Raw genomic sequence first — 22,516 nt, forward strand, 5'->3', positions numbered from 1 at the left:
GTAATTAATACCCTCTACTCTTTTTCCAAGCCAGAAAGTCGACGGCCCCAATTTAGCGTCTCGCTGTCATCGTCCCACGTGCCGGTCCCCGTATCGGCCCTCCTGCCATTGCCCAAGCCCCCGGCCTGCACCCCCCGCACGCGATATTTTCCGAACCAGAAAAGCACCCGTGGGTTTGAACTCACGGCACGAAGAATCGCGGTGTATGGTCCTCCACGTCCGACAGATCGTGTCCGACGGACTCGGACGCGTTCTCACGCGAAATGGCGCGCTCCTCATGACGACCTTCTTCGTTGCAACCGTTCTCCAAAGCGTGTTTGTCTGGCTGTTGGCGACCACGTACGTCCCGCTCGGGATGCCAGGATCGGCGTCACCACCTGGGACGCCGGCACCCGGGACGGCCCTCCCGTCGCTGGTGTCAGCGAGCGCCGCACTCCTCGGCGGGCTCACTGGCGGCGTGCTGACGGTCCCGATACAGATCGTTGCGGTTCGCTCGCTCGTCGACGACGGGCGCGATCACCTCCCGGAACAGCTGGTGTTTCGAAATCTTGGATGGGCGACACTGCGGCTGTTCATCGCCACGCTGCTCAGGGTGCTGGCCATGTTCGTTCTGGTATTCCTCGTTATGATGGTCGCCATCCTCGGGGCGATCGGGATCTTCACCGTGCTTCCCGAATCACTGCAGACGACACTCGTCGGTGCGTGGTACACACCTATCCTCGTTGTTCCAGCGATATTGGTGGGTCTGCTGCCAGTCGGGTTCGTCCTGTTGACGTTTGCGTTTGTCGACCAAGAGATCGCCGTTCGCGACGCGACAGTCCCGACGGCGTTCGTCCAAAGTTGGCGCACCGTCGCTGGGAACCGCCTCCGACTGGGTGCAGCCCTCATCGTTCCCTACGGAATCAATATGGCGTTCAGTATGTTTCTCGGACAGGTCATGCCGGATGCGACGTTCAGTTCACCGACCTTCTTACTCACTCAGGTGGCACTCTCGGTGGAGTCTTCGATCATCTCGATCGTCATTCTCGGTATTACCTCGCAGGCGTGGATCCAATTAACCGGTGTTGATGGTCCGCTAGCCGACTACTGGGCCGGTGGGACAGAAGATTCAAAGCCCTCTGGCGAGGGAGCAACGAGGAACGCGGTCGAGTGAACCGATAGAGAGCGTCTCGACGAGCGGTTGTTCGAACCGCCGAGTGTGAAATATACTCCTTCGTTCGATTCGGGGCGGTTCCAAGTGCGAGTGATGAATGATTGTGAAGCCAACGGTAACACCAAAACCGCGACGACACGGAACCAAAGCGGACTGCCCCACTCGAAGCATCTATTTTCGTCGCTGCCGCGCTAGCGAGATAGCCAGCGAAGAGCCCACCTCAGAACACCGTGTTGAGCGAGAACTCGCTGCCCAGTCCTGACTGCCAGTAGTGACTGACGAATGGACTGTATTCGGTGGGGGAGCGTCGGAGTGCAAACAGGCTTGTAGCTACAACACGTGAGAAATTCACACAGTCATGATCCCGAACTGGCAACTTCTTCTATCTGTAATTGCCATCGTGTTTGGTTATGCCGCCAGTGGGCTAATCCAGAATAATCGAACAGCTGACGTTGTATATCGGGTTTTACTCAGTGTCGGGATACTTTCGGCAATATACGTACTTATGATATATTGAAGTCCTGCAAACAACCGATACTGTGTTGAGAAACGTGCCGGAATGTTCCCACAAATTCGCGCTGTACAATGGCCGTCCGTGATGCTGGTTGTATAACAGTAGACCCGATTTCACGGGAGACTGTTGCACGTGACAACGTTGCTTACTAACCAGTAGTATGCCACACTGTTCGTCAAATGAGCTGATTTTGATTTGTACGAACTGCAGTACCCGTATCGAACACGTATGTACAAACTAGCATGACGTCATCGGTCTCTGAACGTGACGCTAACCGTCTCCGCTGGTTGGGTAGTTAACGACGGAATCACGTCGAGGCTCTCATCAACTGATTTTGTTAATCTGAACTCCCTCAATACATTAATCAAGATCAGTTTTGCTTCTAACCTTGCAAATCTCTCACCTACACATCGGCGTGGACCCGCAGCGAACGGGAAATACGCACCTGTCGGCACTGATTTTTCGAACTCCTTCGACCACCGTCCTGGATTAAACTGTGTCGGTGATTGATACCAACGAGAATCCCGGTGAGCAACCCATTGATTGAGCGCGATAATGGACCCCGATGGGACATGGAACCCGCTCAGTTGGTCGTCCTCGATGGGTTGGCGAAAAACCCCATAGACTGGAGGGTACAAGCGTAGCGACTCCTGTATTACTTTGTCGAGTTCGGAATACTCGTCGTTATAACCGAAAAAGTAAGAAAGCGGCTTCTCTCGGACCTCACGCGCCACAGTCTCTTGGACGTCAGGATGTCTCGCCAATAAGTCACCAGTAAACGTGAGCATGAGCGCAGTTGTCTCGTGACCAGCGAGTAACAGCGTCACGATTTCGTCTCTGAGGTCTTTCGTGTCCCAGTCTTCGTCCGACTCAAGGAGATAATTGAGGACCGTTGGCCCGTCGATATCTCCCGCTCGGTGAGCCGCTATTAGGTCCTCGACGGCGGAGTCGAGCGTGCTAATCGCACTTCTGTATGCTCTGTTTTCAGGGGTCGGAATCCACTCTGGAAGATACAGGTACGTTTGGCTGATGCGTTCGAAATGTGTTAAGATTCGCTTGAAGGCGGGTTCTAAGTCCCAGTCTTCTGTGGAGAGGTCAACACCAAAGAGCGCATCCACGATAATATTGAGCGTGAGATGCTTCATCTCCTGTTCTAAGTCGACTGTCTCTCCCGACGAAATCCGCTCGATCGTCGACTGGGTGTGTGACGTGATTACTGACTGGTACTCCGCCATCCGCTTCGGGTGGAAGACTGGCTCGATCCCTTGGCGCTTTGCCCGCCACTCGTCGCCTTCCGCGATAACAAGCCCATTGCCGAGTAGTGACCGGGTCACCATCTTTTGGAACCCACCTTTCTCGTAGTTCTCACTATTCGTGAGAAGAACCCGTTCGATATCGTCCGGCTCTGTCGGAAGGATGAGTCGCTGCCCAGCAACTCGAAGCTGAACGACTGGCCCATACGCTTCGTTTAATTCCGTGAACCAATCGAGCGGGTCACGACGGAGGAATTGATAGGTGTGCCCGACAATCGGAGGAGAGGGTGGCTCAGGCGGTGTTTTCCGAGTACGTGAGCGGGTATCGCGGTTACTCATACGACTACTTCACCTCGTGGAGTCGGGCTTGTTGTCTGCTGTTACTCATCGTCAATTCTCTGCGAGCTGGTATCGAGTCGCATCCGCTTTGAACGACTCATACTGCTCACGCGCCCACTTGACAGCTTCCGGTGCGGTGTTCGTCAACATTCCCCGTACGCCACCGTGTTGATGGACAGTTATCCCAGCGACTTCCCCGTCTACTCCTTCCATGATCCAGAGTGCGTAGGGGAGTTCGTCACCCGTGACAAGGAGAACCACCCGTCCGGAGTCGACCAATTCAGTAAACGACTCACGGTAATCAACCAACTCGGGTAGAACGTCCTCGGATACAATAATCTCTGCCGTGCATTGCGTCTCTCGAACAGCAGCCTCAACATCGTCGATATATGATTTGAGAACGACAGGTGCAAGGCCGACCATCCGCTCAGACTGTCGTAACCGCGCAGTACTCGAACTGAGCGCAGATTCCGGGAACTGTGGATCTGCCGTCGAGACCGTCACTTGACGAAGGAACACTGACGGGAGCTCTTTCAGATTTGGATTTTCATTTAGTATATCGCTAGCACGCTGCACGTCGTGTATCTTATCGAGATACTCCTGTCGAATATTTAGTGAGGCTCGCCCGAGCGGGGTCGTTCGATATTCTCGATTATGAGACTCGACGCAGTCATACTGGAGTAACTCCGTGATCGCCCGGTCGACGGTCGACCGCGAACAGTCGACGGACTCGACAAGTTCCGGTTTCCGCTGCGGTTGCTCGTTAAGCGTGTGTAAGATCTCAAACCGCTTCGCAAGCACCTTCGAGAGATTAGTATCCAGCGACCCAGTCATGATAATTATAAGTCAAATTTCGCCAACACTAAAACGTCAGGGTTGGCGCAGTCGATATCCGACATCAAATAAATTATATTAACAGACTGAGTGCGAACGCTGCGTTCAAGAACGTCGCAACGTAGGCCGTATTGAACCGCTGTGCCGTAATGTCTGTTTGTTCTTTCTCGGTCTTCTCTCGTACTCGATAGTAGAGCCACACGTAACGGCCAGCAACGAGAAACATCGCAAACGCACCTCCCAGAGCGTGGAGTATGCCTGCACCAACGCCAGCCATGGCCGTACAGATCGCTGACAGTAATACGCTCGCTGACACTCCAAGGTTCTGTGTGAACGTCCGTACTCCTGCTTGCCGGTCATAGTACGTATCCGCGGCTTGATGCAGTGTATGATACCCAAACGTATAGAGAAGAATAACACCGAGAGCGGTAGCCGCATACTCAACTGAGGGAGTTCCTGCTAGTATGACGAGCGGAAGGACGACGAACCCGACGTCGGTACCCGTCGTTACGAGGTGGTTCAGTATCCCTCGCTCCTTAATTCGGGGCGGGTATGAGTATACGAACCCAGATATCGAAAACAGGGCACCGACAGTAGCGAACAGTAGTGACGACGTCTGTAGTGAGACCCACATCCAAAGAAACAGACCGGCTGTGAGTTCAATAACGAGGATAGTATGCGCACTCTCGTATCCGATTTCATCGACTGCGGTCGCGTTCTGTTGTTTCTCAGGATTTTCTTTGTCAACGGCGTAATCGTGCAGGACGTCTGCGACTGACGCCTGCATTTTCGTTAGCATCGCCGCACTAAATGTGGCTGAGATCTGTATCAAACTCTCTATTTCGAGGCCTAAATCTAGCCGTGAGCGAGCAATTGCAACAGCGAGGAGGGCATACGCTACGTTATACCCTACTGTTTCAGGCAGTCGATTGATCTGCGAAAACGCCCATACTTTCGTTGAATATCTGCGCTCGGTCTGCCCGTGTTTTGCTAACCATGACGACATTATTATCAAGTGGCTCGTGACATCATATTACCTCATTCATTGGGGATATCATCACTGTCTAATAAATTGGAACGAAGGTCCTTCCGAATGTCAACGGTGAACAGGTCCGACAGAGTCAGAGATCTGGTCACTAATCACATACTCCCGGTGAGCGCGCCACCGGTCCCGCGGACGGTCTCGGTCATCGCTTCGAACACATCAGTCGACTCGTCGTACTCCTGCTGCCATACGAGGAGACATGTACGAAATGACAGTTATTTTCGGTCCCGTCAGCTGACCAGCGTCACCCCGATCACGCTCCCGACGCCGTACGTGAGGACCGCAGCGGCGAGGCCGATGCCGACCTGACGCAGTCCGGAAAAGAGCACGGACCGCCCCGTGAGGAGCGTGATTCCCGCCCCGATGACGAACAGGGCAACCGCGCTCAACACGAGGCTCGCACCCACGGCGACCAGTTCGCTCAACACGAAGTACGGAAGTACCGGGACGATGGCTCCAAGCGCGAAGAGGACGAACGACGTGGTGGCCGCTTCCCAAGCAGAGCCACCAAGTTCCTCCGGATTAATTCCCAGTTCCTCGCGAGCGAGCGTGTCCAGCGCCATCTCCTCGTCGGCGATCAACTGCTCGGCCACCTCTCTGGCGCGTTCTTTCGAGAGCCCTTTCGCCTCGTAGATGAGCGCCAGTTCTTCTGCCTCCTCTTCGGGGACTTCGGCGAGTTCTTCGGCCTCGATTCCGATCTGCCGTTGGTAGAGTTCCCGAGAGCTCTGGACGGAGAGCCACTCGCCCATCGCCATCGACCCAGACCCGGCGAGAAGTCCGGCCAAGCCGGTAATCAGAATCGCCGTCGAATCTAATGCCGCGCCGGCGACGCCCATTACGAGACTGAGATTTGAGACGAGACCATCGTTCGCACCGAGCACTGCGGCACGGAGGGCATTGCCACTGGTCGCTCGGTGGCGGCCTTCGAGTCGGGCGAGGACCTCTCCCTGCGCACCACGCCCGGGAGCTTCCGCGATGGCCGCTAGGAGACGATCATGCGAGCGTTCGTCGGCCGCCATCCCGGTTCCTATGACCTCCGGTTGGGTCGCGTAGTCGTCCGCGCCGATGGCTTCCCCCGCGTTCATCGAGGAGATCACAAATCCCGGCCCGAATCGACCGGCCAGCCATGCGAGTGTTCTGGCTCTCCGGGACGGGTTGGCTTCTCCCGGGTCGGAACCGGCCTCGCGAATCTTCTCTGTCCAGAAGTCTGCGTGGGCTCGCTCCGCGTCGGCAAGTCGCCGATACACTTCTGCGACCTGCGGTTGCGATTCGGCGTCAGCCATCGCCGCGTAGACCGTCGCACTGTCGAGTTCGTCTTGCCGATTGCGACGATAACGCTCGATATTCTCCGAAGGAGCCATATAGTGTAATCGCACTGTGAGGACTTAGTGGTGCGCTCAGTACGCCACAGGAGCGTTCTGACCACCGTATACCTCCCCAGCAAGTAGCTGTGCTATCTTGCCTCGTGACCGGGTTCAGACATCGTCGACTCCGCGGAACCGGCGTGCGCGCGAATGTACGCACCCACGTAGCCACCCCCCGCGCCCAAGCCGGCGTTCCAGAGCACGCCGAGAGGGACGATGAAAAGCAGGATGACGGCTAGCTCCACACCTCCCGGAGCACCGAACCCGCCTGCCGGAGCCGTCCCGAAGAACACGGCGACCCCAAGGCCGAGTACGAGGAGGAACGGGACGCTCGCTATCGCGCCGGAGATGGCCCCAACTCGCACCTCCCACGGGAGGTTCGCGCTGAAGGTAGCCGGCCACGGCCCCACCAATCGCCGGCGAGACAGTGGTGAACGCGAGAACGATTGTGACGACAGCACCGATGACTGCGTTTCGAAGCGTCTCTGTCTTGCTCATGTGTATCGATTCGTCAACGAGGGAGATATCTACGAACGCTCGCTCTCCTGATACGAGATTCACTCACGTCGAAAGCAAGTAGTCCGGCCCGCAGCGAGAGAGTCACACAATCAGCGGTGGGGAGGGAATCGAGAGAGCCCCAGAACGAACAACGGACGTCCTCCTCCGAGAGCCCGTCGGTCGCCCAGATGATATCGCTCGACGTCCTTGGACTCGAACTCCGAAGTAGACGAACCCTGTGGGAACACACACCCCTCGTCCAGAGTGAAAACGGTCGAAAGGGTGGGGGGACTGTCCACGGGAAACGGGGGTTTGTGAGGAGAGAAAAACGACGAACCCACGGAGAGAGCCCCTGAAACGGAGATTGACAACAGAATGTAGATAAAAAGACGAGTAACGCTTCGCGAGACACAGACGAATAATAATTCGTCTTATTTAATAGGTAGAATATACTTAGTGGACTGTTCGGGTTTATAGAATATAAAACTTCTATATCATACTAAAGAATGTGACTAGTTGCTGGTTCGAATCGGTTCTACGAGTGTTCGACAGCAGCGTTCCTACGTCTGCCCCGGATTCACGGCGTTTTCAGTCGGTCCGGTCGTTCGATTCTCGTCTAGCACCGGGCTCTCTTCGTTTCAGTTTCACTCTTGACGAGGGGTGGGTGGGTCTCATTTCGTCGTGATTTGAATGTGATGATTCCCTCGATATTCAATATTCTCGACAGCCGTTAAATCGGTTCAGGTTGGGATTGGTTCAGAATAGAGGTTGACGACTGTGATTTACGTCCGTACTCCGACTGGGGATGGGAACCACCCCGAACCGCCAGTCGACTCACTTCACGACTGTTTTCACTCTTGACGGGGGGTGTCTGCCGCACGTCAGACGCCGCTCGTGTCCCGCGTTGTGCGATTGTCTGGACTCGGTTTGAGTTACACTCGTGATGAGGGGTGTGTCCTCCGAGGCAATCGGCGAATCGCGGCGTTTCACTCGGGACGAGGGGTGGCCAGATATTGGCTTCTGTTCGTTTTTCACTCTGGACGAGGGGTGTGCCCTCGTGCGAAGCACCTGCACGGGTGGGTCGTCTTTCACTCTGGATAGCCTCTACCCCTTCTCGACTGACATTGGACGCACTGCGCAGTAGGTCTCTGCTGCGGGACGATTTACACTCTTGTCGAGGTGGGCGAATAATTAAGTAGCCGGGTAGCGGGATATCTTGTAACGATGGCTAAGGACCCGTCGCAACTCTCCGACTTCGACGACCGGTACGAAGACCCGGCTGAGGATCCGCTGTTCAATATCGAGGGAGACGATCCCGACCGGGTCGATATTTTCACTCGCAAGGAGCTTCTGAAGGTCGGTCACGTCCCGGAGAGTGCCCGAATCGTCGGCCGTGATGAGGAAATCAAGGACATCGCCGCGGAACTCAGGCCCATCGTGCAAGACGACCCGCCGAACAACGTCATGATCTACGGCAAGACGGGGACGGGCAAGTCGCTGGTCGCTCGCCATGTTACGGAGCGTGCCCGCAGGGCCGCAGAATCGAACGGTGTCTCGGTCGGGACTGTCTACGTCGACTGTGCACAGCACAACACGCAGACCCGCGTTGCCCGTACAGTGACGCGGGAACTCAACAAGACCGAGCGAACTGATTTCGACGTCCCGCGTGCGGGGATTGGCAGTGGTGAGTATTACGATTACCTCTGGGAGATTCTGAACCTCGCCTACGATGCGGTCATCATCATTCTGGACGAGGTCGATCGGCTCGACGACGACGATATTCTGATGCAACTCTCACGGGCCCGCGAGTCCGGGAAAGCCGACTGTCACTTGGGCGTTATCGCGGTGAGTAACAAAATCGAGTACCGCGATCAGTTGAACGAGCGTGTCAAGTCGAGTCTCCGCGAAGAGGAGTTCGTCTTCCAACCCTACGACGCGAATCAACTCCGTGGGATTATGAAGCATCGGCGCGATGCGTTCCACGATGGCGTTCTTTCTGATGACGTCATTCCGCTGACTGCGGCGCTCGCCGCGCAGGAACACGGCGACGCCAGAAAGGCAATCGAAATTCTCCGACACGCGGGCGAACTCGCTGAACGAGAGAACGCCGACCAGGTCGTCGCGGAGCACGTCCGCGATGCCCAAGAGTGGGCGGAAGTCGACCGATTCGAGGAGTTACTTCGCGGATCGACGACCCAAGTTAAGTTCATTCTCTACTCACTCGCGCTGCTGACCGAGGAGAGTTCGAACGAAGACGAGTTCTCGACGAGCCGAATTTACAAGCGATACAAGAACACGACTGAGACGGTCGATGCGAAGGTTCTGAGCGAACACCGCGTCTACGAACTGTTGAAGGAACAGGCGTTCCTCGGCGTCGTAGAGTCGACTCGTACGGGTGGTGGGAGGGGAGAAGGAAGCTATCTGGAGCATCGATTGGTTCAGGACACTGGTATCGTGTTAAAATCCGTGCTCCGCGATAGCCGGCTGGAAGATCTCGCGTAATCCCCCTTTCCTCTCCTCTCCTCTCCGACCGCGCACCCCCGGTCACGAGTGTAAGTCCCGATTTCCCACGCCGGGGACTCGCACCCTGCATGTAAAGTGTAAATGTGCGGAATCTCGCTGGGAGACCCCGTCAAACACGCATATACTGTCTAGGTGACCTGGTTTGGGAATCGCACTGCGAGCAGGTCGTCCAGTGAATCGGTCATGACGACCGCAGAGTTCGCACCGGGTGCTTTGCGACGGATTTCGAGGAAACTCGGGAGGGCTCGCCGTCCAGCCACACGCGACCGACTGTCCACCAATGAAACAGTACGATTCATGCAATATTATGACTTCCAACGCCCGCATCACCGTCCATTTATTACTGTGCATATGGTGCAATAATAGCTGGCTCAGATTGATTCATTGGTAAACAGGTGAACGACTCATTCAAATTATTACGTTGAGATTAGCTTGCGCTACTATCGGCTGAGAGACGATGGGTCGATTTAAGCGAATGTGGTCCACGTACTCGTAAACTATCCCTCGATTAGTGGTCAAAACCCCCCGAAATGTATTGTTACGGTATGTCGCTTCTCTTTCTATAGAAACCACCACGACGTGGTGCCATCTCATGAGTCTTCTCAAAACGTATTGTGATGAAAACACATTATCGAGTCGTAGTGAACTGAACTAACGGCTGGTTCCGCAGAGTGTAGTTCGCTACAGACACAAATCTGTCCGCCGCTCGGCGAGTCGCCCCCGGAGGTCGGACGGTCGGTTCCGATTCTGTCGCACCCGAACGAATCGCTTTGCCATCTCCACACAGACGAACTGGACGCTATTCGGATTCCGAGCGTCCCGCTCGTCACCCGATGTCGACGGGCAGGTCGTCGTTCCGAAGCGAGTAGTGAGGCGGGTCGAACGAGGTCGTAATCGCGTGTACGTCCACCCCGGTCTCCCGTACGCGGGCGAGTAATTCGGCGAACTCCGGGTCGACAGCTTGGTAGGGGCGGAAGCGTTCGACGTCAGGTCGCTGCACCACGAACACGACGTGTGTCTCGTGGCCGTCTTCGGAGAGCGCTTCGAGGCTCCGGAGATGACGCCGACCGCGCTCGGTTTGGCGGTCGGGAAACATGGCGACGCCATCCTTGACGTGCGTGCAGGATTTGATTTCGACGAAGGCGGTCTCGCCGGTCGGCGTCTCGACGAGAAAATCCGTCCGACCGTGCTCCGGTAGCGAAGGCTCGCGTTTCAGGCAACTGTACCCGTCGAACGCGGGGATTGCATCGCGGGCGAGCGCACGCTCGAAGAGGTCGTTCGCAAGCGCCGGGCGGACGCTCACGTACACGCCGTCGACGCGGACCGCGATGGCGTCGTAGTCCGTCGCTCGCTCCGGGTCCTCGACCGGTAAACAGAGAATCTCGTTTCCCGGTTCGACCGTACCTTCGAGGGCTCCGGGGTCTCCGAGAAAGACGCGTTCGGGCGCGTCCTCGAACCGAACGCGCACGACGAACCGATTCGGTCGGTCGACGATAGTTCCGGTGAGTAACTCGCCGTCGATTGTGAGTAGCGGGTCCATGTGTTGTGGATACGATGCGGCCGAGGGGATACCAATCGTTCGCTTCGAGTCTGTGAGAGCGCTCGGCCCGTCCGGGCGCGTCTCTCTTCTGGTTCTCTTATCAGGGTCCGAAGGCTGCGATATCTGAACCGACCGTCGCCAGCGCGTCGGCGGGGTTCGGGTCGCTGTCCGCCAGATGCTCGTACCAGTGGTTCGGAACGCGTGCCAGCGCCGTGGCGACGGCCTCGCTGTACGTCTCGACGCCGGGCTCTGTCGGGTCGTTACCGCCCCAGACATCGCGGATAACGGTCATCGAGTCGATTCGAACCGCTACGCTGCGTGGCTCGTAGCGGGCCAACAGCTCGGAGAGACCGAGTTGGAGGGCGACGTACTCCGCGGTGTTGTTCCCCGCCCGCGAGCCGACGGGGCGACCGAGACGAGCAAGCCGATTTTCTTCCGAGTCCACGATGACAGCGCCCGCTCCGGCGGGACCGGGGTTGCCGCGTGAGCTACCATCGACGTACAGGATGAACGAGCGGTCGGTCGGCTCCGAAACGGGTGGACGGCCGAGGTCCGAGGAGAGGAGTTCTTCGAGTGCCTGACGGAGCTCTGCCGGGGTGGTCGCGGGGTCGAAGAGGCCGCCGTAGCCGGTGACCGCGTCGTCGATGAGTTCGGTGGCGACTGCCATCTCGTATCCGACGCCTGCGAGCACCTCGTCGACGAGCGTGGCGAGCGGTGAGTGGTGCTCGGAGGGGAGCGGTTCTCCGCTCACGCCGGCACCACCTCGTTCCGGTCTCCGTTGTCGGGCCTCCCATCCTCGCTCCCGGGCGAGTTCGTCGGTTCGTCGAACACCTGCATACCTCACCTCTGTCGTCGAGCGGGATAATTCCTTCAGTGCTCCGTCGTGGGAGTGAGGTATCGATTGAACCCCGCCTCCCCGTCCCGACGATGCCCGACGCGAGCGCCCCGATAACCGGAGGGAACGTCGAGTTGGTGGTCCAGTCACCTCTGCCTCTCGGCGGTCATCCCACTAGTCATCGGCTATCTCGGGTTCAAACGCGCTGACCTGAACTGGCCGACTGCTCCGGCCGATTTGTCCGGACGACTACTCCGACTACCGCCCGAACAGCACTGACAGCGGCGGTCCGGCGTGCGGTGCCACCGAGTGGAGCGAGTCGGAGCGGGAGCCCCGGTATCGGACAAAGATTACGCGATTAGCTCTGTAATTCGCTCGCTCGCCATCGGTGCCGCTGGGCCGGTGCGCGTTTCTTCATACTGAAGCGCGTCGCTCTCGAACCGCTGGCTCTCGCCCGGTGGTTCTGAATCGCCGTGTCCGGGTCTGTCGTCGATACCCGCAACGTTGGGGTGTTACGACCGGCACCCACGGCCGATTCGGAAATAGTGAATGCTGTGTCGACACCGAGTACGACCGGGAAAAGACTAAACGCGGCGTCCGCCCGCCCACAATTCTACAGCAATCCAAACCTATATTAGAATGATAATGATAATGGTCTATTATGGCGCAAGTCATTATCGGCGTAGACGCCGGTACGACAGTGATTAAATCGGTCGCCTTCTCGCTCGACGGCGAGGAGCTACACAAGAGCAGCGTCGAAAACGCGGTCGACCGCCCCGAGTCCGGCTGGGCGGAGCAGTCCATGGTGACGACGTGGAAGAAGACCGCACAGACGCTCAGCGAGGTCGAAGACCAGTTGGACGACGACGAGGTCCTCGCGCTCGGCGTCACCGGGCAGGGCGACGGCTGTTGGCTCGTCGACGAGGACGGTGACCCGGTCCGTCCCGCGATTCTCTGGTCCGACGGCCGTGCGAGTTCCGTCGTGCAGGCGTGGCAGCAGTCGGGAGTCTCCGAGCGGGTCTACGACATCTGCGGCGGCACCCAGTTCCCGGGGAGCAGCCTCGTCATCCTCCGGTGGCTCAAGGAGAACGAACCCGAGCGCTACGAGGAGGCCGACACGGTCTTCTACTGCAAGGACTGGCTGAAGTACAAGCTCACCGACGAGCTCACCACGGACCCGAGCGACGCGTCGCTCCCGTACGTCGAATCGGAGTCCGCCGAGTACTCCGACGAGGTTCTGGACGTCGTCGGAATGCCGGAGGTCGGCGAGATGCGCCCCGACCTCGTTCCGGGCACCGACGTCGTCGGCGGTCTCACCCGGAACGCGGCGGTCGAGACGGGGCTCCCCGAGGGGACGCCCGTCGTTTCCGGCTTTATCGATATCGCCGCGTCAGCCTTCGGAAGCGGGGCCGCGAACCCGGGCGACGGCTCTTCTATCGTCGGGACGACCTCAGTGAACCAGACGGTTCTCGACGAGGCACCCGACGACGACGAGCAGACGGGTATCCTGCTGACGCTCGGCGTCGAGGGCGGGCTCTGGACCAAGTTCATGTCCTCGATGACCGGCACGCCGAACCTCGATTGGGCCATCGAGGAGATTATGGACAAGAGCAGTTTCAACCTCGTCGAAGAGGAGGTCGAGTCGATTCCCGTCGGCTCCGACGGCCTCATCTACCACCCGTTCCTCAGCTCTGCGGGCGAGCGCGCGCCCTTCCTCAACCCCAACGCGCGGGCGCAGTTCATGGGTCTGAACCAAGAGCACACGCAGGCACACCTCGTGCGCGCGGTCTACGAGGGCATCTCGCTCGCCATGCGTGACTGTTTCACGCACCTCCCGCAGAACGCCGACGAGGTGTATCTCAGCGGCGGCGGCGCGAACTCGGACTTCTGGTGTCAGATGTTCGCCGACTGCCTGAACGCGACCATCATCATCCCGGAGGGAACCGAGTTCGGCGCGAAGGGAGCCGCGCTCCTCGCCGGCGTCGGCACGGGTGCCTACGACGACCTCCCCGGCGCGGCGGCCACCACGTCGTCCGTCGCGCAGTCGTTCGAACCGCGGCCGAAGAAAGTCCAGCAGTACAGCCGCTGGTACGACGTGTACACCGATGCCTACGAGGCGACGTTCGCGGTCTGGGACGAGCGCGTCGAGGCGCTGGAGGACCTCCGCTACATGTCGCAGTCCGCGGGCGCGAGACCGAACAAGAAGACCGTCGTCGGCAAAGACACCGTGAAAGGGGGATACGATGATTGACCTGTCGTTCCTCTCTTTCGGCATGCTCGTCGCCGCCTTCGCCGGCGGCGCGTTCGGCGCCGCAATCGGCGGTCAACCCGCCTTCATCTTCACCGGCTTCCTCGTCATCGCGGGCGAGGCCGGCAACCTCGCGACCGAGGCCGTCGCCGCTGCCACGAACGCCGACCCGGCGCAACTGAGCGCGCTCGGCCTCACCGGGTCGGTCGCGTTCGGTCCCGTCTTCGGCCCGCACATCAGCTTCGCCGCGGGGGCCGCCGCCTCCGCCTACGCCGCCAAGCGGGGGTACATGGACGCGGAGTTCGACTACCACCCCGCGAAGAACATCAACTACGCGTTCGGCACGAAACCGGACGTGCTCCTCGTCGGCGGGCTGTTCGGTATCGCCGGCTACCTGATGACGCAGGTCATGGTCGCGTTCGCCGCGCCGTGGGACCCCGTCGCGATGGCCGTCGTCCTCTCGGCGGCGCTCCACCGCGTCGCGTTCGGCTACGACCTCGTCGGCCAGTCCGCGGAGGGGCGGCTCAACATGCGCCCGTTCGTCGAAGAACGGTTCCGCGACGCGCCCCAGGCCGCCACCGACGGCGGGCAACCGCAGTCGGGGCCGGCGACCCGGTTCCTCGTCGAACCGTGGCTGCCGCAGCAGTACAAGTGGCTGAACGTCTCTCTGCTCGGACTCGTCGTCGGCGTGCTCGGGGCGTACCTCGGGTACGCGACGGGCAGCGTCTACCTCGGGTTCGGAATCAGCGCCGTCTCGCTCATCTTCTTGAGCATCGGCTTGGAGCACTTCCCCGTCACCCATCACATCACGCTCCCCGCGAGCACGGCGGTTTTCGCGATGGCCCCCGAGGGCGCGGCGGTGAGTTCGCTGCCGCTCGCCGAGGTGGTCCTCGTCGGCGCGGGCATGGGCCTCGTCTGCGCGCTGTTCGGCGAACTCTTCCAGCGCGTCTTCTACGCGCACGGCGACACGCACTTCGACCCGCCGGCCGCGGCCATCGTCTTCGGGACGTTCCTCGTCGCGGTCCTCGGGGCGCTCGGCGTGTTCCCGCACACCTCGTGGGTGCCGCCGCTGTGATCGACGCCCGCCCACCGGCCGCGAGACTCGACTGAGACGACGACTCGACCGACGCACCAGACCTGACCGACGCACCAGACTCGACCGCTCTCGACCGACGGGCACCGATGGACTACCGCTCCCAGTCCGCACACCGCGAACGGCCCCCGCATAGACGACCGCTTCGACGTCAGTGAATCGCTTCGAACGCCGCCTGCGCCGTTTCGAGCACCTCTTGGTGGGCCCGACCGTTCGACGCGACCAGCCCGGGCCGTCCCGGCAACCACTCGTTTCCGTGAATGTCAGTCACGACACCGCCAGCCCGCCGAACGTGGTGTACGCCGGCGACCGTGTCCCACGCGTTGGGGTGCTCGTCGAGGCCGACGACCGCGTCTATCGAGCCGTCGGCGACCCGCGAGAGCGTCAACTGCGTGGTTCCGATTCGGCGGAGTTCGCCGAACCGGCCGAATATCTCGCCGGCGAGCGTCTCGACCGCGGGGCGGTCCTCGGGTCCGAACCGGAGCGTCGAGGCGACGATGAACGCCTCGATGTCGCGTTCGTCGTTCACGGTTATCGGGCGACCGTTGCGTTCGATTCCCCCGCCGGCCGCGACGTACGTGTCGCCCGTCGCCGGCGCGACGTTGACGGCGGCCAGCGGTTCCATGTCCTCGACGATGGCGACGCTCGTCACCCACGCGTTCGTCCCGCGGGTGAAGTTCTGCGTCCCGTCGATGGGGTCGATGACCCACGCGTAGCCCGACTCCGGCACGGTCTTTCGCTCGTCTTCCTCCTCGCCGACGACGGCATCGTCCGGGAACCGCTCCCGAATCGTCGAGATGACCCGACGCTGGGTCTCGCGGTCGATTTCGGTCACGAGGTCGGTCTTGTCGCCCTTCTGTTCGATATCGAAGTCCGTTCTGAAGTGTTCGAAGGCGTACTCCGCCCCGGTCTCTGCGGCCTCTACCGCGACTGCTTCGCGCGAGCGCTTTTCCATACCCGGCTATCCGTTCACGGCGAGAAAAAACCTCGGACGGCGGTCGTTCCTTCCCGAATTCGGTTCGTCCCGTTCCGTCTCGTTCCGTTCCATCCCGTGACGACCGAGCACCCTCGGCCGCGCCGCTCACTCGACCGGGTCGACCGCGCGGTTCGCCGTCGGAACCGCCTCGTCAACGCCCGCGGCCGCCCACCTGACCGCGTTGTCGAGCACCTCTCGCACGGCGGGAACCTCGTACACCGGGTAGGTCTCGTGGCCGGGCCGGAAGTAGAATATCCGACCGCTACCGCGCCGGTAGCAACAGCCGGAGCGGAACACCTCGCCGCCCTCGAACCACGACGCGAACACCAGACGGTCGGGTTCGGGGACCGCGAACGGTTCGCCGTACATCTCCGTCTCCGGGACGACAAAGGACTCGTCGAGGCCGTCGGCGATGGGGTGGCCGGGGTCGACCACCCACATCCGCTCTCGCTCGCCGGACTCGCGGTACCGGAGCGAACAGGGCGTGCCCATCAGTCGCTTGAACGCCTTCGAGAAGTGCGCGGAGTGCAGCGGGACGAACCCCATGCCGTCGTAGACGTGCTCGCAGACCCGCTCGACGACCGCGTCTTCGACCGCTTGGTGGGCCTTGTGGCCCCACCAGACCAACGCGTCGGTGTCGTCGAGCACCCCCTCGGTGAGGCCGTGGTCGGGTTCGTCGAACGTCGCGACACGCACGTCGTGACCCCGCGATTCGAGGGCCTCGGCGAGCACCGCGTGGATGCCGTCGGGGTAGACCGCGGCGACTTCCTCGTCCGTTCGCTCCTGTACGTACTCGTTCCATACGGTCACGGATGCCATACGTCCACTACGCTCGCACCCGGTCTAAAACCTTCGGAATATCGACATGTGGACTGTAACCGCCGCCGCGGCGGTCTCGAAAAGCGAGGCGGGACAGACGCCCCGTGGGTGCCTGCGTGAGCGTTCTCGACCCGCGGTCACGACTCGGACCGGTCGCGTCTCAGGGTCGCGTTCGATGTCGGGTGTCGGCCTCCGAGTCCGGTCGCTCCCGCGGTCAGTCGTCAGTCGCCCGCGTTTCCTCGGAACGGCTCAGTCGTCGCTCGGAACCGCGTTCGCCTCGACGAGTTCGGTCCAGCGCTCGACGCCGGCCTCGGCGACGTCGCGGTCCTGCGAGACGGCGCCGCCGGAGACGCCGATCGCGCCGACGACTTCGCCGTCGCGTTCGAGCGGGTAGCCGCCGCCGAAGACGACCATCCGACCGTCGTCTCGCGTGTCCAGCCCGTACAGCGAGTTCCCCGGCTCGGACGCCTCGGCGAGTTCGTGCGTCGGCATGTCGAGCGCGGCGGACGTGTACGCCTTGTTGCGCGAGATACTGACGGAGGCGAGCCACGCGCCGTCCATCCGGTGCTGCGCGATGAGGTTCCCCTCGCTGTTGGCGACCGTGACGACCATCGGGTTCTCGATTTCGTCGGCCCGGGCCTCGGCCGCTTCGATCAACTGCGTTGCTACGTCTAGCGGGATTGCTTCCACCATGCGTGCGTAACCCCCGCACGCGGACACATAAATCCCGGTCATTTTTCGTCGGATTTCCCCCGACCGTCACTCGACGAGCGCGTCTTCGAGCAGTTCGAGCGGGTGGCGAATCTCGTAGCCAGTGCCGTGTTCCATCTGCATCGCGCAGGTGGGACACTCGGTGATGCCCGCGTCGCCCTCGGCGTGACGCATATGGTCGAACATCTCCTCGCCGATTTTCATCGACTTGTCGTACTTCTCTTCCTTCCAGCCGTAGGTGCCGGAGATACCGGAACAGGAGTCGCCGACGTCCTCGATTTCGACGCCGTCGACGTCGCGGAACAGTTCGACGACCTGCCGGTGGAGCCCCTGATTGCGAGCGTGGCACGGTCCGTGGTAGCCGAACGACTCCCCGTCGAGTTCGGCGTCGGCCAGCGCACCCCGCAGGTCCTCGTGGATGCGGAGGTACTCCAGCGCCTCGAACGTGTTGTCCGAGACGTCCTCGATACCGTCGATGTCGAACAGTTCGGGATACTCCTGCCGAAGCGACAGCGAACAGGAGGTACACGACGCGATGACGTCCGCGCCGTCCGCCAGCGCGGCCGCGAGGTGTTCGACGTTCGTCTCGGCGTGTCGGCGGGCGTCGTCGAGCATGCCGTTCGCGAACATCGGCGTCCCCGAACACCCCTGCGGCGGGACGAGGACCTCGTAACCGAACTGCTCGAAGACGCGGACCATCGCCTTCGCCACCTCCGGCGTGTTGTAGTTGGCGTAACAGCCGTGGAAGTAGGCGACCCGCTTTTCGGGGTTCTCCACCCGCGCTCCGCCGCGTTCGCGCCACCACTCCCGGAACGTCTGCGACGCGAACTCGGGGAAGTCGCGTTCGGCGGTGACGCCCAGCAGTTTCTCCATCGCCCAGCGCGCCGGTCCGAAGTTCATGGCGAAGTTCGCGAGTCGCGGAACCGCCGACGCGACCGCCGCCGAGGTCCGGTAGTTGGCGAGGATGCGGTTGCGGACGTACTCCCGCGAGAGCGCGCTCATCCGCTCGCTCACGTACTCGCCGCGGGCCTCGTTGTGCATCTGGCTGAGCGGGACGCTCGACGGGCACGCCGAGTCACAGCGCATGCAGTTCGAACACGACATGACGGAGTCGTCGATGTCGGCGTCCTCTTTGCGCTTGAGTCGCCACTGCTCCGGCCCTTGGAACTTCGGTCCGGGGAACTCGTCGTCGACCTCGGCGACCGGGCAGGACGTGTCGCAGGCGGTGCATTTGTAGCAGTCGTCCGCGCCCGCGCGGAGGTCGAGGTCACCCTCCTCGAACACGTCGGTCAGTTCCGGGTCGGTGTCGTACTCGGCGCTCTCGGGGGCTGACGCGGCCGCGACGCCGCCGTCGGTGACTCGTCGTTCCCCGTCGGTCCGTCGCTGTTTCCCCTCCTCGGCCGTTCTGTCTCTCTCGGCCGTTCTGTCTCTCTCGGCCGTTCTGTCTCTCTCGGCCGTTCTGCCTCTCTCGGCCGTTCTGCCTCTCTCGGTCGCCTGGTCGCGGCTGTTCGTCCGGTTCGGTTCGGTCGTTCGGTCTCCGTCGTCGGTCGCTGTCATAGTCTCGTGTGGTGGGTCGCGTCCGGTGTCGTTCGGCCGTCTGTTGTCGTTCGGCCGTCTGTTGTCGTTCGGCCGTCTGTTGTCGTTCGGTCGGTCCGGTTCGGTCGTCCAGTCTCCGTCGTCGGTCGACTCGCCGTCAGTCGCCGAGTCTCTTCGCAGCGTTGCGTCCCGCGACGACGCCCGTGGCGAGAGAGACGCCGGCGGCGGACTTCTCCCGGGCGGCGTCCGCGCCGCCGACCACCGCGCCGGCGGCGTAGAGGTTCCCGAACTCCGGCGTTCCGTCGGCGGCGAGCGGCCGCATCTCGGCGTCCGGTTCGACGCCGAAACGGGCGTAGGGATGCGCCCCGAACGCGTCGTCGACGAACCAGTCGTAGCGGTCCGACGGCTGGGGGACGCGGCAGTCGAACACGGGCTCTCTGACCGCCGTCCGGTCGGAGTCGAGGCCCTTGCCGACGAGGCCGCCGGTCGCGAGGACGAACGAGTCGGCCCCGTACGGCACCTCCCGGCCCTTCCGGTCGACGAGCACCGCGTCGACGTGCCCCGAGTCGCCGTCGGTCTCGTAGCCGACGACGGGGTTCCCGGTCTCGTACAGGACGCCCTCGGCGTCGAGCGCGTCGTAGAGCCGGTCCTCCAGCCGGAGGCCGGGGAGGCTCGGCGGTCCCATCGGAATCTCGAACACGTCGACGCCGAGTCGCTCCGAGAGCGCCGCCCGAACCGCGTCGGCGCGGTCGTCGCCGAGCACGGCCGGAAAGCCCACGCGCTCCGCGCGGTCGACGTACGGTTTCACGGCGTCCGCGAGCGCCCGCCTCGCCGGAGTCCCGTCGAGGCGCTCGTCGTGGTCCAGCGCCTTCGCAATTCGCGTCACCGGCGCGTCAGCCCGGAACTCCTCGGCGAACTCGACTTCGACGCCGGCGACGGGAAACGGGACGCCCGCGGCCTCAAGCGAGTCCGCGAGCATGCGGGCGTCGAAGTCCGTGAACGACCGGAAGCCGACGACGAGCATCGGGCGGTCGTCGCTCGCCAGCCCCGCGGCCGCGGCGCGCGGGTATCGCGCTGTCGGCTTCACCGCGCCGCCGAACGTCGGCACGAGCGCGTTTCGCTCCGTGTGGCCGCCGAGATACGCGTCGCCCGCGAGGTCGTCGAACAGCGCGAGGCCGTCTCGCAGGGCGGACTCGCCGACGAGCGAGTAGGGGTGGTCCGCCGGGAGGTCGTCGAATCCGTCGGTCGGTCTGACGAGCGGTCCCCGGTAGGCGTCCCGGTTCGACCGCACTTCTCGGAAGTCCGCGCGCTCTTGGGAGACGTAGTCCGTCCCCTCGACCGCCGAGTCCCGGGACGGCACGTAGCCGAGGGCGTCGACCAGCCCCGACGCCTGTCGGAGCGTCGTCTTCTTGTGGGAGACCAGTCTGACCGTCGCGCCCTCGCGGGCGGCCGCGACCGCGCTCGCCATCCCGGCGAGTCCGCCGCCGACGACGAGCACGTCGCTCTCAATCGCCATGGCTGCCCTCCGGGACCGCGGTCCGCCCCCCGTCGAAGGCGCGGTACTCGATGTCCTCGTCGCCGACGACGTGGTTCGCGTCGTGATTCATCGTCGTCGCGTGGAGCATGGCGTTGAGCATGGCCTGCGAGAGCTGTTCGCCCCAGAGGGCGTGACGCTGGCCCTTCCAGCGCTCCTGATACAGTTCGTCGACGGCGTCGCGGGCGGCCTCGGCTCCGTGGTCGGGATAGAGTTCGGCTCCCAGCCGATGGCTACAGAAGCCGCCCTGACAGTTCCCCATCGACGCGCGGGTCCGGAGGCGGACCCCGTTGAGGTCCGCGCCGACCTGGTCGATGGCGTCTCTGACCTCGGCACGGGTGACGGCCTCGCACTCGCAGAGCGTCGGGTTCGGCCCGTCGATGTCGAGCACCTCGGGGGCCCGGTCGCCGAGTCGCTGACCGCTCCTGCGGGCGATGGGCGAGCGCAGGTCGAACTCGTCCATGTACTCGTCGAGCGCCGAGGGGTCGGCGCTCCCGGGGAGCGGGACCTCGTCCGTCCGGCACGGTTCCTCGACGCTCAGTACCTCGCAGACGTGGTCGCCGACGGACTCCGCCATCTCTCGGTAGGTGGTGAGCTTGCCGCCGACGACGGAGGCGAACCCCCCGACTCCGTCGCGCTCGGCGTGGTCGAGCACGAAGTAGTTCCGCGTCACGTCGCCGGGGTCGGTCGTCGACTCCGGGTTCGGGTCGTACAGCGGTCTGACGCCCCAGTAGGCGCGTATCATGCGGGCGTCGGCGACCACCGGAACCATCTCGGAGGCGACGTCTATCATCATGTCCACTTCCCACTGCTCTTCGGGGTAGTCGTCGGGGTCGTCCACCGGGTCGTCGTTTGCGCCGAGCAGGACCGTCGTCTCGTGGGGGATGATGGTGTCGCCCTCGCCCTTCGGGAGACAGCGGTTGATGACCGTGTCCAACTGCCGGACGTTGGTGACGACCATCGCGCCCTTCGAGATCGCCATTTCGAGGTCGACGCCGGCCATCGCCGCCAACTGTCCCGCCCACGCGCCGGTTGCGCTGACGACGTAGTCCGCCTCGAACGTCTCGGTGTCGCCCGTCGCGCCCTCGCCGCGGTGGTTCGGCCCTCGCCGCTCGACTTCGACGCCGGCCACCCGTCCCTCCTCGACGACGAGGTCGACGACCTCCGCGTGCGTCTCGATGCGCGCGCCGTGTTCGACGGCGCTCGCCGCGTTCGCCACGCAGAGGCGGAACGGGTCGACCGCGCCGTCGGGGACCCAGATGGCGCGCTCGACCGCGTCGGTGAGGTAGGGTTCGCGCCGCCGCGCCTCCTCGCCCGAGATGACCTCGGTCGGGATGTCGCACTCCGCACACCCGGCCAACTTCCGTTCGAAGTAGTCGTCGGAGTCGCCCTCTAACTGGACGAACAGCCCGCCGGTGTCCTCGATACAGTGGCCCGCGATGCGGTGGAGCACCCGGTTTTCCCGCATGCAGTCGACGGCGCTCTCTTTGTCCGACACCGCGTAGCGGGCCCCGCTGTGGAGGTGGCCGTGGGTGCGCCCGGTCGTCCCCTCGGTCAGGTTCCCCCGCTCCACGAGCGTCACGTCGAAGCCGCGCATCGCGAGGTCGCGGGCGATCCCCGTACCGGTGGCTCCACCGCCGATAACGACGACTGAGTGGCTCATATAATTATGAAAAACCATGGGAAGCGACGTAATAATTG

Annotated in this window: 16 protein-coding genes; 4 read left to right on the top strand and 12 right to left on the bottom strand. The window is 62.1% G+C overall.

Annotated elements, in window-relative coordinates:
• Positions 1-205: 205 nt before the first annotated feature.
• Positions 206-1,153, top strand: a complete 948-nt coding sequence (locus FY251_RS10640; protein WP_148414706.1) for a hypothetical protein — start codon at positions 206-208, stop codon at positions 1,151-1,153.
• 762 nt (positions 1,154-1,915) lie between these two features.
• Here FY251_RS10640 and FY251_RS10645 read toward each other — a convergent pair.
• The 4 genes from FY251_RS10645 to FY251_RS10660 all read right to left on the bottom strand — a co-directional run bounded on the left by FY251_RS10645 (position 1,916) and on the right by FY251_RS10660 (position 6,499).
• A complete protein-coding gene (locus FY251_RS10645; RefSeq protein WP_148414707.1) occupies positions 1,916-3,259 on the bottom strand; it encodes a cytochrome P450 in 1,344 nt (447 codons plus the stop codon).
• A gap of 51 nt (positions 3,260-3,310) precedes the next feature.
• Positions 3,311-4,093, bottom strand: a complete 783-nt coding sequence (locus FY251_RS10650; protein ID WP_148414708.1) for a winged helix-turn-helix domain-containing protein — start codon at positions 4,091-4,093, stop codon at positions 3,311-3,313.
• 73 nt (positions 4,094-4,166) lie between these two features.
• Positions 4,167-5,027: a UbiA family prenyltransferase gene (locus FY251_RS10655; RefSeq protein WP_394349427.1), complete on the bottom strand. Its 861-nt coding sequence runs from the start codon at positions 5,025-5,027 to the stop codon at positions 4,167-4,169.
• 341 nt (positions 5,028-5,368) lie between these two features.
• Positions 5,369-6,499 (bottom strand): VIT1/CCC1 family protein, encoded by a 1,131-nt coding sequence (locus tag FY251_RS10660; RefSeq protein ID WP_148414711.1) that lies wholly within the window; start codon positions 6,497-6,499, stop codon positions 5,369-5,371.
• Positions 6,500-8,224: 1,725 nt separating this feature from the next.
• On the opposite strand from FY251_RS10660, the gene FY251_RS10670 reads away from it, so the two are divergent.
• Positions 8,225-9,502, top strand: coding sequence for a Cdc6/Cdc18 family protein (locus FY251_RS10670; RefSeq protein ID WP_042663107.1), 1,278 nt, complete (start codon positions 8,225-8,227; stop codon positions 9,500-9,502).
• An 847-nt stretch (positions 9,503-10,349) separates the two neighbouring features.
• On the opposite strand, the gene sfsA is transcribed toward FY251_RS10670, so the two are convergent.
• Positions 10,350-11,063: a DNA/RNA nuclease SfsA gene (gene sfsA, locus FY251_RS10675; protein ID WP_148414713.1), complete on the bottom strand. Its 714-nt coding sequence runs from the start codon at positions 11,061-11,063 to the stop codon at positions 10,350-10,352.
• Positions 11,064-11,163: 100 nt separating this feature from the next.
• Positions 11,164-11,814 carry a ribonuclease HI family protein gene (locus FY251_RS10680; RefSeq protein WP_148414715.1) on the bottom strand — a complete coding sequence of 217 codons (651 nt, stop codon included), beginning with the start codon at positions 11,812-11,814 and terminating at the stop codon, positions 11,164-11,166.
• 745 nt (positions 11,815-12,559) lie between these two features.
• On the opposite strand from FY251_RS10680, the gene FY251_RS10685 reads away from it, so the two are divergent.
• Positions 12,560-14,149 (top strand): FGGY-family carbohydrate kinase, encoded by a 1,590-nt coding sequence (locus FY251_RS10685; protein WP_148414717.1) that lies wholly within the window; start codon positions 12,560-12,562, stop codon positions 14,147-14,149.
• The gene (locus tag FY251_RS10690) at positions 14,142-15,221 is read left to right on the top strand and encodes a hypothetical protein (protein WP_089780615.1); all 1,080 of its coding nucleotides are present in this window, start codon (positions 14,142-14,144) and stop codon (positions 15,219-15,221) included. Before FY251_RS10685 ends, FY251_RS10690 begins: the two co-directional genes overlap by 8 nt.
• A 169-nt stretch (positions 15,222-15,390) precedes the next feature.
• Here FY251_RS10690 and FY251_RS10695 read toward each other — a convergent pair whose 3' ends face one another.
• The 6 genes from FY251_RS10695 to glpA form a co-directional block, all read right to left on the bottom strand.
• Complete coding sequence (locus FY251_RS10695; protein ID WP_148414719.1) at positions 15,391-16,194, bottom strand: inositol monophosphatase; 804 nt, start codon at positions 16,192-16,194, stop codon at positions 15,391-15,393.
• A gap of 126 nt (positions 16,195-16,320) precedes the next feature.
• Positions 16,321-17,034, bottom strand: coding sequence for a ThuA domain-containing protein (locus FY251_RS10700; RefSeq protein ID WP_148414721.1), 714 nt, complete (start codon positions 17,032-17,034; stop codon positions 16,321-16,323).
• A 249-nt stretch (positions 17,035-17,283) separates the two neighbouring features.
• Positions 17,284-17,727, bottom strand: a complete 444-nt coding sequence (locus tag FY251_RS10705) for a heme-binding protein (protein WP_042663094.1) — start codon at positions 17,725-17,727, stop codon at positions 17,284-17,286.
• A gap of 66 nt (positions 17,728-17,793) precedes the next feature.
• A complete protein-coding gene (locus tag FY251_RS10710; protein WP_148414722.1) occupies positions 17,794-19,302 on the bottom strand; it encodes an anaerobic glycerol-3-phosphate dehydrogenase subunit C in 1,509 nt (502 codons plus the stop codon).
• A 136-nt stretch (positions 19,303-19,438) separates the two neighbouring features.
• Positions 19,439-20,797, bottom strand: coding sequence for a glycerol-3-phosphate dehydrogenase subunit GlpB (glpB, locus tag FY251_RS10715; RefSeq protein WP_148414724.1), 1,359 nt, complete (start codon positions 20,795-20,797; stop codon positions 19,439-19,441).
• Positions 20,787-22,478, bottom strand: coding sequence for an anaerobic glycerol-3-phosphate dehydrogenase subunit GlpA (gene glpA, locus FY251_RS10720; RefSeq protein WP_148414726.1), 1,692 nt, complete (start codon positions 22,476-22,478; stop codon positions 20,787-20,789). Before glpA ends, glpB begins: the two co-directional genes overlap by 11 nt.
• Positions 22,479-22,516: the final 38 nt, after the last annotated feature.

Source organism: Haloferax sp. KTX1, from assembly GCF_902410085.1.
Lineage (GTDB): Archaea > Halobacteriota > Halobacteria > Halobacteriales > Haloferacaceae > Haloferax > Haloferax massiliensis.